Consider the following 12,953-nt stretch of genomic DNA (forward strand, 5'->3'; position numbering starts at 1 on the left):
GGCGCATTAAGTCATCGCTGATCTATCAAAGTATAGGAACACGCCTGCCGGTTCCCCGTGCTTCGCGATCTACCATGAGGTCCGCGCCCGGCTGCAGCGCGGAGATATTGGGACGACCGAGCGCATTCTCGACTATGAAATTGCCGACGAATTCGGCTGCACGCGCATGCCCGTTCGCCAGGCGCTTGTCCGACTGGTCAACGAGGGATACCTGGTCGGCACAACGCGCGGCTTTGTCATGCCCAGACTCACGAACGACGACGTTCATGAGATTTTTGAAGTCCGCAGACTGCTCGAACCGAGCGCGGCTGCTGGCGCAACGACAGCGCTAACGGACGAACAGCACGCCGCGTTGAAGCGTGCCTACCAGAAAGCCGTGCGAGCTTGCGAAAAGCAGGACCGCGCTGCGCTGATTACCGCCAACGTGGAATTTCGCGATGTTTGGCTCTCGGCCGTACAGAACCGTCGGCTGCAGGACACGATCAGACGTTTTGCGGAACACGCGCAACAAGTCAGATCGCTCACGCTGACCGACGCGTCCACCCAGAAGATCGCATTGGCCGGACTGCATGACTTGCTGGAAAGCTTCCTCGCGCGCGATTCGAAGCGTGCAAGAACCGTCATGCTCGAATTCATTCTCAACGCTGAGCAGCGCTATTTCGTCCTGGTGGACGGCCAGGACCAGTGATCAGAATAAGGCGCGCATCCACTTTATCTGGCCGCATTCCCACCGCGATGGGGGCCGTCCGTCCGCGTGGCCTCTTTATAACAGGACAACTAAAGATGGAGCGCTCATTGGCGAACGGAATTCGAAACAGCTTTCGTGATACTCGGCTCGGCCGTTATCGCCCTGAACTACTACGTGTTGCTGCAGCCGAACCAGATTCTGCCTCCCGGTCTCGGCGGTCTGCTGGCGTTCGCGTCGCGTCAATTTGCCCTTCCATTCGACATTGTCTATTTCGCGGTCAATATCCCTCTGTTTCTGGTTGGATTCCGCGTAGTCGGGTTGCGTTTCCTGATGCTGAGCCTGGCAGGGACGTTGGCCATGTTGGTTTTTCTCAACCTGTTCAGCGCGGTGCCGGGCATTCATGGGCTCCTGCTCGGAACCTTGGTCGGCGGCTTGTTGAACGGGGCCGCCATCGCCGTCATTCTGATGTGCCGGGGATCCACTGGCGGAATGGATATCGTCTGCGTGGTGTTATCTCATAGGTACCCGCGTTTTAGCATTGGCCAGTTTTCATTTCTCTTGAACACGTCCGTGATCCTGATTTCCGGGGCATTTCTTGGCTGGGCAAGTATGCTGGCCACCCTGATCGCGATCTTCCTCGCAGGCAAGGGGGTCGACTGGGTGATGGCTATGGGAAGGCCGCTGGCAGCCCGGTGAAAAAGCTGCGACCACGTGTGTCCAGCTTCGATTCCGTGAATGCTTCGCCTGCCCTCACACGCAACGCAAGGTTAGCGGGCACGCCACGGCAACCAGGACCAACTGCTCGTGCTTCACTCGTCATTCCAGATGCCCGGCAGCACATCGTGTGAACCGTTTTCAGGCGGAACAACGCGCTTCTTGCAGCGCTTGAAGGCTCACCGGCGGATCTGCCATTCATACCCGCGCTGCAATGATTGACGACGATCCCACGCTCGCCGCTCAACCGGCTTCAGACAGGATTTCACGTGTCCCGCCCTACTTGTCACATCCCTATTCCGCCTTCGCCTCCGGGGCTACCACTTGAGTGCGGAGAATGAAGAGCGGTCTTCCGAAGTGTGTACCGATTCACTCTCCTGACGATGCCCGTGAAGCTGATCGCCGTGATTTTCCACGATGATGCGCTTGCCGTGGCTACGCCGGTTATTCTGATCCTGTTTCAGAAGTCGCATGATCCGGCGCGACGAGAGTGTCAGTTGGCGAGAGAAGTATTCAAATTGAGCGAAGATGACGACAGTATCGCGGCCTTTAACACTATCTAACATTATGCTTTCATATTAAGTGTTAAACTTGTCCTTACATCTTAAGAAAGGACAAGTCAATGCTGAAGAAGATTGCAGGAACGACGGCTATTGCCGCTGCGATGGCAGTGGCGTCGCTACCCGCCGAGGCGGGGGATATGAACAATGCGGTGGGCGGCGCGCTGGGCGGTGTCGCGGGCGCGGCGGTCGGCAACGCGATTGGCGGCAGCACGGGCGCCGTGATCGGCGGCGCAGTGGGCGGCGGCGCGGGTGGCGCAGTGACGTCGAGCAAGCAAGAACGCACCGGCGCGGTGGTGGGCGGTGCACTGGGCGGCGGCGCCGGCGCGGCCGCGGGCAACGCTATGGGCGGCTCGACCGGCAGCCTCGTAGGTGCCGCGGTGGGCGGCGGCGCGGGTGCCGCGCTGGGCGGCAATGTCTCACGCAACAACTCGTACTCCGACGACCACTACCACGGCGGAAAGCAGAAGCATAAGAAGCACAAGAAGCATTACGACTGAACGGTGCCGGCCTCTCGGTATCGGCTCTCAACGAGTGGCATCTCGAACGCCGCCGTTGTCTGGAATCCGAACATCCGTCGTGCGGTCGCGAATCCTTCGGGTTTGTAGATCGGCGTGCCTGCGAAGAGGTCGTAAGACACACTCACGTATTTCGTCGGTACGCCGCCGCAGATGGCGATCACCGCGGCGGCGATCATATGGCTCGACCTGGACGCACTTCGTCATGCGACCCATTTGATGTCAGCTTGGCATAGCGTTAGGGTTTAGGGCAACGCCGTGCGCCTTTTGCCCGGGCTGCGATACACCGGGACATCCTGCCCGAACGGATAGGTGCGCTCCGACTCGGTGCACGCTAAAGTCACTGATGAGGGTGTTCCGGTGCCCTCGGTCTCCTAACCTGCCACCCGCGCTCGCGCGGGTATTTTTTTTGCCTGCGCGGGCGGCAATCCGGGCCGAAAAACGCGGGGCGTCAGAGACCCGGAAAAGCAATAAACCTACTCGCGCGGCCTTGACCTGGACGCTGCTTTACAAAGTCGAAGAAGAATCCTATTCCCGAACCGTTGTACGGAGCTTGCTGATGCTAGTGACCGCAGCGCTGCGCGCGAATGTCTCGTACGAGCGCGACAGCGGACTTGCGCCCATGCAGACTGAGTGACGCAAACGGGTCCGAATATAGCCAACCGTGTCGGGCACTAGCTCGACCGGTGGCGTGGACATGCCCGAGACCAGCTTTTGATACAGCATCCCTTCGATCATGCTCTCGTCAGCGGCAACGACGCCGACGCGCAAGCCGGCTCCAATCGTCTTCGAAAAGCTGCCGACGTAGATCACGCGCTTTAGCTGGTCCATCGACGCGAGCGTGATCATCGGAGCTTGAACCAGACCTGCCGACACATCGTCTTCGACGATCAAACAGTCGAAGCGCCCCGCGGCGTTCAACACCTTGAAGGCGGCGGCAGAACTGTAGCTCGCGCCTGTCGGGTTGTGCAGCCGGCTGTTCGTAAAGTAAAGCCGCGGTCGATGCGTTTCGAAGACCGTTTCGATCGGCACTGGTCCCTGCCAACCGTACCCGAGTATCGCCGAGGCGCTACGCGAGCGCCGTCCTCGATCCGCTCACGCTTGCCCTCCGGCCCGCTCTTTTCGCTAGCGGATACGGCGCATAATGTTTGCATGGTGGCCCTTGGCAAGGGAAATACTGTCATGCACTGCGCAAACTGCGGATGCGAGAACGTCACCGGCGCCAAATTCTGCGAAGCGTGCGGAGCCATTTTGCCGCGCGCATGTCCTCGCTGTGGGCACGAGGCGAGGCCTTCCGCCAGATTCTGCAATGAGTGCGGCGCACCACTGAGCGAAGGGCCTGAAGCGTCATCTCCGCGTTCGCAGCCTGTTCCAGAACCAACCAGAGCGCCCATCCATTACACGCCACACCATCTTGCCGAACGCATCCTCGCCGAGCAGGCCGCCATGGAAGCGAGGGGGGAAACCGCCGGTGAACGCAAGACCGTTACGGCGCTGTTCGCCGACATGGCCGGGTCCACCGCGTTGATCCACAACATGGACCCGGAAGAGGCCCATCGACTGATCGAGCCCGTCATCGCCCTGATGATGGAAGCCGTGCACTATTACGAGGGCTACGTGGCCAAGTCGCTTGGCGACGGCATCCTCGCGCTGTTCGGCGCGCCCATCGCGCACGAAGACCATGCGCAGCGCGCGCTCTTCGCCGCGCTGCGCATGCAGCAGGCGATGCGCCGCCACGGCGATCGCATTCGACTGGAGGAAGGCATTCCGCTGCAAATCCGCGTCGGCGTCCACACCGGGGAGGTCGTGGTGCGCTCGATCCGCACCGACGACCTGCACACCGATTACGACCCGGTCGGGCACACGATCCACATCGCGTCCCGGATGGAAGGGATCGCGACACCCTCGTCAATTCTCGTGAGCGAGGCGACCCACAAGCTGACCGAAGGCTATTTCGAATTCAGGGCCTTGGGGGCAACCCAGGTCAAAGGTATTCCCGAACCGCTCCCGGTGTACGAGGTATTGGCTCCAGGCGCGCTGCGCACACGCCTGCAACTGGCGGCGCACCGTGGTCTCGCCAGGTTCGTAGGCCGCGAGGCCGAACTGGAGCACCTGAACCGGGCGCTGGGTGAGGCCAGAACTGGCCGTGGTCAGGTGGTTGCCGTGGCCGGCGAGGCCGGGGTAGGAAAATCGCGGCTGTTCCATGAATTCAAGGAGCGCGCCCGGGGCGGCTGTCTGGTGCTGGAGACGTTTTCGGTATCGCACGGCAAGGCTTTTGCCAATTTGCCCCTTATCGATCTGTTGAAGAACTATTTCCAGATCACCGCTCAGGACGACGAGCGAGGGTGCCGGGAAAGGGTCATGGGCAAAGTACTGACGCTCGAGCGCAGCTTCGAGGATCTCGTGCCATACCTGCTCTATCTGCTGAGTATCTGCGAAGCCGGTTCGGCTCTGGCAGAGATGGATCCCCACATCAGGCGTGACCGCACATTGGACGCGATCACCCAACTGCTTGCACGCGAGAGCGCCAATCAGCCGGTCGCCCTGCTGTTCGAGGACCTGCAATGGCTGGACCGCGAAACGGAAGCCTTCCTCGCCTACCTGCTCGAACACGTGCCAGACACCCGCATCCTGTTGCTCGTGAACTACCGGCCCGAGTATCAGCCCGCCTGGCAGCATGCGGATCACTGCAGCCAGCTACGGCTCGAACCGCTCGGCCCGGCCGAAGCCCAGGGACTCCTTACCGCACTGCTCGGCGACGACCACTCACTCGTGCCCCTCAAGCAGCTCATCCTGGAGAAGACAGAGGGTAACCCGTTCTTCCTGGAGGAAGTGGTCCAGACGCTGACTGAGGAGAAAGCACTGCTTGGCGATCCCGGCCGTTACCGGATCGAGCAGACCCCGGCCGCGCTGCATATTCCCACGACGGTTCAGGGCGTTCTCGCCGCCCGTATCGACCGACTCCCCGTCGCGGAGAAGGATTTGCTGCAGACGCTTGCCGTCATCGGCAAGGAGTTTCCGTTCAGCCTGATCCAGCGTCTGTGTGGCGACCCGGCTGCGCACACGGATGACGCTCTGCGGCAGCTTCTTGCCCACCTGGAAGCCGCGGAGTTCATTTACGAACGGCCCGCGTTTCCTGAGGTCGAGTATTCGTTCAAGCACGCGCTGACTCAGGAAGTCGCCGGCCACTCGCTGCTCAAGGAGCGCCGGAGCGCATTGCACGAGCGCACCGCGCAGGCCATCGAGACACTGTTTCCCACCCGCATCGCGGATTACTGCAGCGAACTTGCGCATCACTATGGCTTGAGCGGAAATATTCCGAAAGCCGTGGAGTACCTGCATCGTGCCGCGCAACAGGCCCTGCGCCATGCGGCGCATCTGGATGCGATGCAGCACCTCGGCACCGCGCTCGAGTTGCTCAAGCGTCTACCCGATACCGCTGCTCGCGTGCAATGGGAGCTGACGCTGTTACTTGCGCTGGGTCCGGCCTTGATGGACGTGCGAGGTTATGGCGCGCCGGAGGTGGCTGCGACCTACACGCGCGCGCTGGCGTTGTGCGAGCAGATTGGCGAGACGCCACAGCTCTTCGCGGTGCAACTTGGACTGCGGATCCACTACGTGTCGCGTGCGGAGTATGCCACTGCGCGCGAACTGTCAGAACGGATGCTCCACACGGCGCAGCGGGCCAAGGACGCAGCTTTGCTCGTCGACGCACACGACGCCCTCGGTATGTGCCTTCTCCTCCAGGGGGAGCTCGACGCCGCCCGCACCCACGCGGAACAAGCGCTTGCTCTCTACGATCCTGAGCAGCATCAGGCGCATGTCTTTGCTCACGGGCTGGATCCCGGCATCTGGGCTTTGAACATCCTGGTTCTGACGTTATGGCTGCAGGGTTACCCCGATCAGGCGTACACGCGAAACCTCGAGGCACTCGCCCTCGCACAGAAGCTTGCCTATGGTCCAACTCTCGCGAACGCCCTGGCTTACGCAGCCGAGTTACATCAGCTTCGGGGAGAGACATCGCGGGTCCTCGAGCACGCCGATGCGCTCATCACGCTCTCGACCGAAGAGGGGCTGCAATACTGGCTCGCGTGGGGAATTTTTTTTCGGGGCTGGGCGCTGACCGGACTCGAAAGCCCCAAGGAGGGAATCGCCAAAATGCGCGAAGGCCTGGCCGCCGCCAGAGCCGCTGGTGGCGAGGACCAGCGATCGTACTGTCTGGCCCGCCTTGCCGACAGCTATCTGCGTGCGGGAGACGGGGAAACTGCTCTCGGCATGCTCGAAGAGGCCATGGACTTCGTAGACAAATCCGGGGAGCGCTGCCACGAGGCAGAGTTGTATCGGCTCAAGGGCAGCATATTGCTCGCGGCGTTGAACAACGATGATTGTGTATGCACGAGCAGCGACGAAGCAGAGACCTGTTTTCGCAACGCGATCGAAGTGGCTCGCCATCAGGGCGCGAGATCGCTGGAATTGCGCGCAGCGTCGAGCCTGGCCCGGCTGTGGCAGCACAAGGGCAAAAATGCGGAGGCCCGGCAAGCGCTGTCGGAGGTCTGCGGGCGGTTTACGGAGGGCTTCGACACCGCCGACTTGCGAGAGGCCAAGGAATTGCTTGATGTCCTTGCGCCGATTTAATCGGATGAAATGCAGTGCGCTCTCGAAAAAAGCGGACTGCACCACCAGGAACGGCGCCTATACCTTCTCCTGCTTCGATGAGGTCAATCAGACCTGCTGCGATCAACTACTTTGACTGCCGGGAAAAAAACTAAGGAGAACGTTCTGCTGGCGCAGTACGACCTGAGCGTCCGCGCCGGCCGGCAAATAGCTTGTTCGGCGATCATGGATAGTCACCCCAGCTTTTACTTGTGAGGCCGGTAATGGGGTGATCGTCCTTTTCGTGCGGATTCTGGCAATTAAAACTGAGAAATCTAGATTTATCAATGACTTGCAGTGCGCCTCGATCGCGCCAAACAAGACGACCCGCAAAGCCTTGCGGCAGGCGGCTCGATGTCAACTTAGCGCCATTTTCTGCACGAAAAGTACGACTACCCCAACAGGAACTTCTCGATCAATTCAAAGAACTCGTCACGGACCGGTTCAAACAAAAGAAAATGTGCTCCGCGTTCCAGAAACTCAATGCGCTTGCGCGAAGCGCCGAGTCGGCGATAAAGCTCGAGAACGATATCTGGCGGCGTATCCTTGTCTTCGGTCCCAACGACCACCAGCGTCGATACAGCGATCGATTCAGGCTGGTAAAGCGGACGTCCCGCCATCCAGAATCGGGCGATGTCATGAATCGAACCATTCGGCACGTACAGCGGCTTGCCATCGCGTGGCTCGAGCGCATTCATTAGCGTCTGCTTCCATTCCGAGCAGGTCACGATATTCTGGATCTCCGGCGAAAGCCCCAGATACCATCGATCCAGAAAGCGCTCCGGGTCAACGACGCGCCATGCCTCCGCAAGCGTTCGCTCCGTAACAAGCGGCGATGGCGTACTGCGCAGCCATTGCGGCGCGTATAAAACCAGCGAGCGTATTTGTCGGTCTGAGCGGCTCGCGAACGCACCCGAAACTGTCGCGCGCCATGCCCAGCCGATCAAATCGACCTGCTCCGAGCGCCGCTCGTGGCAGATGTAGTCAAGCGCGTCGGCAAGGTCTCCTGGCGCCTGTTCGGTATCGGCAACAACAGCCGGTGATTCGCTGCTGAGGATGGCTTCACTCACCTTGATGCTCTGCGGCCTCGCCTGGCTGTCGGGGACGATACGGATCCCGATTCGCAATGCCCGGTTGAGGCTCGAGCCAGCCGTCCCTTATCTGATGATCTTTATCGGCATCAAGGCGCCGGCAACCTAGCACTCTTTTCACTCGCTCGCGAGCGAAACGCTGTGCTACGTCAGTTTCGCGAGTGCCGGTTTTCTTCTACTTCGCCGCCTTGAGTACCGACCAGCCCGATTCGATATGCTTGCGCATCGCGAGCATGGCGGCAGTCACGTCGCCAGCGGCAAAGGCCTGGAGAATCTCCTCGTGCTCGGCCACGGCGTCGTTGCCGCGATCGTGCGCGGCGTTGATGATGTCGAACGGATAGCGCGCCCAGAGAATCTGGGTGAAATGCAGCGTCTGCGGCATGTCCGCTATGTCGTACATGCGCCGGTGAAAGCGATAGTTGATGCCTCGTGCGACCGCGCGATCCCCCTTGGCGAACGCTACGGCGAATTCCTCGGCGAGCTGACGCAGCTCGACGATGTCCTGCGCCTTGATCTTTTCGACCGTGCCCTTCACGAGTTGCGTTTCGAGCAGAAGCCGCAAGTTCAGGATCTCCGACGATGCCGCCGCGTCGAACGGAACCACGCGCGCTCCGCGATACGAGTCTCCGCTGATATACCCCTCGGCCTCCAGCAGCTTGAGTGCCTCGCGTACGGGCGTGATGCTCAGGTGCAACTGCTCGGCGATCTCAGCCTGCTTGAGCCGCGAGCCGCGCGCAATCGCACCCGAGATGATTTGCTCGCGCAGGAAATCGGCAACCTGCTCTTCCTTGGTTCTGTATTCCATTTGCTGTAGTCTGGGCCGGTTGGGTCTCGATCTGATGACGCGCGTGGCGCGCAAGGTCCGGCCGCGCCACGGGCTCGCCTCCGGGCAGATTTTAAGCGATGTCGCCCGCGGCCGATTCCGCGAGAATGCGCCGCGCTCGCTCGACCACGGGCTTGTCGATCATCTTCCCCGCCACCGCCGTCGCGGCGCCGCCACTCGCCGCAAACGCCTCGACCACCTGGCGCGCCCAGTCGCGCTCCCCGGCGGACGGCCGGAACGCCGCGTTCACCGCCGCGACCTGCGCCGGGTGAATGCAGAGCTTGCCGCCAAAGCCGAGCGCGCGCGAGTAGGCGGCATCAGCCCCCAGCGCTTGCGCGTCGGCGAAACCGGTGCTCACCCCGTCCACCGGCGCCGCGAGCCCCGCATGGCAAGACTCCAGCACGATCTGCGTGCGCACGGCGAGCAGCGCGCCGCCCTCGTCGGCAATGCCGGTCTCGGCGCTGAAGTCCACGCTGCCGAAGGCGAGACGCGCCACGCCCGGCACCGCCGCGAGCGCGCGCAGCGTCAGATAGCCCCGCACGGTCTCGATGAGCGCGACGATGCGCCTTCCGGGCAACGCGTCGGAGGTTGTGCGTAGCGAGGCCTCGTCGGCTTTGGGCAGCATCACGGCCGCGCCCGGCGCACGGGCGAGCAGGCGCAGGTCGTCCTCATACCATTCAGTGCCCATCGCGTTGATGCGCACGAGCGTGTCGCGTCCGGCGCCCAGCCAGGCAGCCGCCGCTTCGCGCGCCGCACGTTTGGCCTCGGGCGCGACGGCGTCCTCCAGGTCCACGATCACTTCGTGCGCGCCGCTCGCGACCGCCTTTTCGAAGCGCGCCGGACGGTCGCCCGGCACGAACAACAAACTGCGTGCAATCCGCATGTGCCGCCCCTCACTCGAACGTCACGTCGCGCGAAGTGCTGAGCGTGCAGAAGCGCCGCAGCCCCGCAATCGCGTTCTCGTGTTCCTCGGCCGTGATCGCGCAGCAGCAGTCTTCGAGCACCGTCATCGGGTAGTCGCGGTCGTGGCCTTCGCGCACGGTCGCCTGCACGACGGCGTTCGTCGAGATGCCCGAACAGAAGATCCGCCTGATGCCGTGTGCACGCAGGATCGCCTCGAGGCTCGTCGCATAGAACGGGCTCACGCGATGCTTGACGATGTCGAAGTCGCCGCTTTGCTGACTAAGGTCCGGATGCACTTCGGTACCCCATGTCCCCAGCTTGAATATTCCGTTCTTGCAAGCGCCCGAAAAGATCGGCGAATCGGGCGGGCACTCGCGGTAGTCGGGCGAAAAGCCCACGCGCACGAAACCCACCGCAACGCCCGCGGCGCGCGCCTTGTCGATGGCGCGCCGCGTGTTCTCGATGATGCGCCGGCCGTTGACCTGCTCAGCATAGCCAGCCTTGCCGTTCGGGCCGTCCGCGTGGACCAGATCGTTTTCCATGTCCAGCACGAGATAGATTGCGTCTTTCACGTAATTCTCCTCGATCTCTTTCTCAATGGCGCGCGAGGCGCCGCCTTCAGCAAATGACGTCGCGCGCTTCCAGATCGGCGCGCTGCGCGCGGCTCAAGCCGAGCAGTTCGCCGAACACGTAGTCCTCGTCCTGCCCCAGCGCGGGCGTGAGCGAACGGATGCCCACGTCGGATGTCCGCGAGAACCGTGCGGGCGCACCGACGGCCGCGCGCGGGGGAAGATCCGGCGCGCTCACGTCGACCACGGCGGCGCGCGCGCGCAGATGCGGATCGGTCGCGATGTCCTCCATGTTCCAGGAGACGTGCGCGCACACGCCCGCCTGCTGCAGCGCCTGCGCGATGGGCTCGGCGTCACAGCCCGCGAGCCATGCGGCCACGCGTGCGTCGAGCGCCTCACGCCGTGCGAAGCGCGCCGCCTGCGTCGCATAGTCGGGATCGTCCACGGGCCAGCCCGCGACGCGCGCGAGGGCGCGCCAAGCCGCGTCGTCGCGCACGGCGAGCGTGAGCCAACGATCCGCGGTGGCCGTGGCGTAGACGCCATGCGGCGCCATGCAGGCGTCGCTGTTGCCGGGGCGCTGCGGCGTTCGGCCCGCGCTCGCGAGCACGAGCGCATCGCCGATCATCGCCGAGGCCACCTCGCGCGCCGCGAGATCGACATGCTGCGCCTGTCCCGTCACGCGCCGCTGGTGCAGCGCTGCGACCGTCGCGAGCGCCGCATGCAGACCGGCTGAATGATCCATGACGTGGCGCATTTCCATGGGCGGACCGTCGCTGTAGCCGCTCATCCAGCCAAGACCGCCCCACGCGCCGAAGAGCGGCGCGTAGCCCGCGAACGACGAATCGGGCCCGCTCTGCCCGCACGACGAGAGCGAAAGCATGACGATGTCGGGGCGGCTCTTGCACAGCTCGTCGAAACCCAAGCCGAGCCGTTGGAGCACGCCGGGCCGGAAACTTTCCGCCGCCACGTCCGACACCGCGACGAGGCGCTTCGCCAGCGCAACCGCTTCGGGCTGCTTGAGATTGAGCCGCACCGAGCGCTTGTTCGACGACACCTGATCGAACGTGGCCGCCGACATGCGGCCATACACGGCGTGCGGTTTGCGAAACGCGTCGGGCCGGTTGCGGCTTTCGATCTTGATGCACTCGGCGCCGAGCTGCGCGAGCAGGTGCGTGCAGAACGGCCCCGCCGCATGAATCGTGAAATCGGCGATGCGTACGCCGGCGAGCGGCGCCCCGGCTGGCTTCATGAGCACTCCTCCATGTCGTGTTCGCCGAGCGCCGGCACGCGCGCGTTGGCTGCGAGCGGCGTGCAGCGAAACTGGAACGGCGCGACCAGCACGTCGACGGTCTCGCCGCCCGGCAGCGCGGTGCGCGCAAACAGGCCGCGCGCGCCTTCGTGTTCGCCCGCCAACACTTCCGCGGGCGTGCGGTACTTCGCGGCAGGCACGCCGAGCGCTTGGGCCCGGCTCACGATATCCTCCACGCGCTCGTGCGCCATCCACTCGCGGATGTGGCGGTTGATCTCGTCGCCGCGTCGGCTGCGCACCAGCGGGTCCCTGAATGCCACTTCGAGCGCCCACGCAGGCGATCCGAGCAGTTGCACGAGTGCGCTCCACTGACGGTCCTCAAGCGTGAGCACCTCCACGAAGCCGTCCTGCGCCTCGAACACGCCGCCGTAGCGGAAACTGCGCGTCGAGCGATGTTCGAGCGAGCCGTCGCCGAGCCGCTGCAGCGCGAAGGCTCCGACCGCGAGCGTCGCGTCCTGCACGGAGACGTCCACGTACTGGCCGCCCGCCAGCGGCACCGCCCACCACGCGGTGAGCGCGGCGAGCGCAGCCGCGCAGCCGCCTTGATAGCCCGCGAAATGGCCGTAGATCTTGAGCGGCGCGCGCTGCGGAAAGAGCTCGCCGGAAAGGCCGTTGGGCAGCAGATAGCCTTCGCCGCCCGCGTGCAGGAGGTTCACCTCCTCGCCGTCCCAATGCGCCTTCGGGCCGTGCGCGCCGAAGGGCAGCACCGAAACGTGCACGAGCTGCGGGAAGCACTCGCCGAGCGTCTGCGGTTCGAGCCCTTGCGCCTGGCGCTCGGCAAGCGGCGTATCGTCGATCAGGATGTCCGCGTGCTCGAGTTCACGGTGGAGCACCGCGCGACCCGACGGCGTCGCGGGATCGCAAATGAGACTGCGCTTGCCCGCCGCCAGATACGCGAAGAGCGCGCTCTCGCCGCCCGCGTCGATGAACGGCGCCGCGCCGCGCAGGCGATGCCCGGCGGGCGGCTCCAGCATCACCACGCGCGCGCCCATCGCGGCGAGGAGCCGGCCTGCCCAGACCGCCGCCACGGTGCGCGAGCGCTCCACGACGCGGCAGCCCGCAAGCGGAAGCGCGGTGTCGGCAGGTTCGTCGTTGGTTTGCATGTGCTCCCCTCCCAGTTATGTG

General features: G+C 63.6%; 13 protein-coding genes and 1 pseudogene. 6 read left to right on the top strand and 8 right to left on the bottom strand.

Translation table 11 applies throughout. The features are described 5' to 3' along the window. Window positions 1–67: 67 nt before the first annotated feature. The 5 genes and pseudogenes from L0U83_RS40995 to L0U83_RS37865 form a co-directional block, all read left to right on the top strand. Window positions 68–205, top strand: a pseudogene (locus tag L0U83_RS40995) (GntR family transcriptional regulator); the annotation flags it as partial. 33 nt (window positions 206–238) lie between these two features. Then, window positions 239–688: an FCD domain-containing protein gene (locus tag L0U83_RS37850; protein WP_233889707.1), complete on the top strand. Its 450-nt coding sequence runs from the start codon at window positions 239–241 to the stop codon at window positions 686–688. A 135-nt stretch (window positions 689–823) separates the two neighbouring features. Then, complete coding sequence (locus L0U83_RS37855; protein ID WP_233889709.1) at window positions 824–1,384, top strand: YitT family protein; 561 nt, start codon at window positions 824–826, stop codon at window positions 1,382–1,384. Window positions 1,385–1,791: 407 nt separating this feature from the next. Further along, window positions 1,792–1,965, top strand: coding sequence for a hypothetical protein (locus tag L0U83_RS37860; RefSeq protein ID WP_233889711.1), 174 nt, complete (start codon window positions 1,792–1,794; stop codon window positions 1,963–1,965). Window positions 1,966–2,024: 59 nt separating this feature from the next. After that, window positions 2,025–2,462 (top strand): hypothetical protein, encoded by a 438-nt coding sequence (locus L0U83_RS37865; protein ID WP_233889714.1) that lies wholly within the window; start codon window positions 2,025–2,027, stop codon window positions 2,460–2,462. Here the strand turns inward: L0U83_RS37865 and L0U83_RS37870 are convergent. Next, entirely contained in the window at window positions 2,453–2,659 is a 207-nt protein-coding gene (locus L0U83_RS37870; RefSeq protein WP_308445116.1) for a hypothetical protein, read from the bottom strand. The two genes, L0U83_RS37865 and L0U83_RS37870, sit on opposite strands and share 10 nt — an antisense overlap. 349 nt (window positions 2,660–3,008) lie before the next feature. Next, window positions 3,009–3,512: an aminotransferase class I/II-fold pyridoxal phosphate-dependent enzyme gene (locus tag L0U83_RS37875; protein WP_233889720.1), complete on the bottom strand. Its 504-nt coding sequence runs from the start codon at window positions 3,510–3,512 to the stop codon at window positions 3,009–3,011. A 150-nt stretch (window positions 3,513–3,662) separates the two neighbouring features. On the opposite strand from L0U83_RS37875, the gene L0U83_RS37880 reads away from it, so the two are divergent. Continuing rightward, complete coding sequence (locus L0U83_RS37880; protein ID WP_233889722.1) at window positions 3,663–7,115, top strand: adenylate/guanylate cyclase domain-containing protein; 3,453 nt, start codon at window positions 3,663–3,665, stop codon at window positions 7,113–7,115. 410 nt (window positions 7,116–7,525) lie between these two features. Here L0U83_RS37880 and L0U83_RS37885 read toward each other — a convergent pair whose 3' ends face one another. The 6 genes from L0U83_RS37885 to L0U83_RS37910 form a co-directional block, all read right to left on the bottom strand. Then, on the bottom strand, window positions 7,526–8,203 hold the full coding sequence (locus L0U83_RS37885; RefSeq protein WP_233889723.1) for an alpha/beta fold hydrolase: 678 nt from the start codon (window positions 8,201–8,203) through the stop codon (window positions 7,526–7,528). A 196-nt stretch (window positions 8,204–8,399) separates the two neighbouring features. Next, entirely contained in the window at window positions 8,400–9,029 is a 630-nt protein-coding gene (locus L0U83_RS37890) for a GntR family transcriptional regulator (RefSeq protein WP_201697637.1), read from the bottom strand. A gap of 91 nt (window positions 9,030–9,120) precedes the next feature. Continuing rightward, window positions 9,121–9,930 carry an HpcH/HpaI aldolase/citrate lyase family protein gene (locus L0U83_RS37895; protein WP_233889727.1) on the bottom strand — a complete coding sequence of 270 codons (810 nt, stop codon included), beginning with the start codon at window positions 9,928–9,930 and terminating at the stop codon, window positions 9,121–9,123. Between the two features lie 10 nt (window positions 9,931–9,940). Beyond that, window positions 9,941–10,522, bottom strand: coding sequence for a cysteine hydrolase family protein (locus tag L0U83_RS37900; RefSeq protein ID WP_233889728.1), 582 nt, complete (start codon window positions 10,520–10,522; stop codon window positions 9,941–9,943). Between the two features lie 46 nt (window positions 10,523–10,568). Continuing rightward, entirely contained in the window at window positions 10,569–11,768 is a 1,200-nt protein-coding gene (locus L0U83_RS37905; protein WP_233889729.1) for a CaiB/BaiF CoA transferase family protein, read from the bottom strand. After that, window positions 11,765–12,931 carry a CoA transferase gene (locus L0U83_RS37910; protein ID WP_233889730.1) on the bottom strand — a complete coding sequence of 389 codons (1,167 nt, stop codon included), beginning with the start codon at window positions 12,929–12,931 and terminating at the stop codon, window positions 11,765–11,767. Before L0U83_RS37910 ends, L0U83_RS37905 begins: the two co-directional genes overlap by 4 nt. Window positions 12,932–12,953: the final 22 nt, after the last annotated feature.

The sequence above is a fragment of the Paraburkholderia flagellata genome (genome assembly GCF_021390645.1).
Lineage (GTDB): Bacteria > Pseudomonadota > Gammaproteobacteria > Burkholderiales > Burkholderiaceae > Paraburkholderia > Paraburkholderia flagellata.

Excerpts from the sequence above, each read along its gene's own strand:
- L0U83_RS37850 (WP_233889707.1), top strand. The coding sequence starts at position 239 with ATGCCCAGACTCACGAACGACGACGTTCATGAGATTTTTGAAGTCCGC.
- L0U83_RS37865 (WP_233889714.1), top strand. The coding sequence starts at position 2,025 with ATGCTGAAGAAGATTGCAGGAACGACGGCTATTGCCGCTGCGATGGCA.
- L0U83_RS37870 (WP_308445116.1), bottom strand. The coding sequence starts at position 2,659 with ATGATCGCCGCCGCGGTGATCGCCATCTGCGGCGGCGTACCGACGAAA.
- L0U83_RS37880 (WP_233889722.1), top strand. The coding sequence starts at position 3,663 with ATGCACTGCGCAAACTGCGGATGCGAGAACGTCACCGGCGCCAAATTC.
- L0U83_RS37890 (WP_201697637.1), bottom strand. The coding sequence starts at position 9,029 with ATGGAATACAGAACCAAGGAAGAGCAGGTTGCCGATTTCCTGCGCGAG.
- L0U83_RS37895 (WP_233889727.1), bottom strand. The coding sequence starts at position 9,930 with ATGCGGATTGCACGCAGTTTGTTGTTCGTGCCGGGCGACCGTCCGGCG.
- L0U83_RS37905 (WP_233889729.1), bottom strand. The coding sequence starts at position 11,768 with ATGAAGCCAGCCGGGGCGCCGCTCGCCGGCGTACGCATCGCCGATTTC.
- L0U83_RS37910 (WP_233889730.1), bottom strand. The coding sequence starts at position 12,931 with ATGCAAACCAACGACGAACCTGCCGACACCGCGCTTCCGCTTGCGGGC.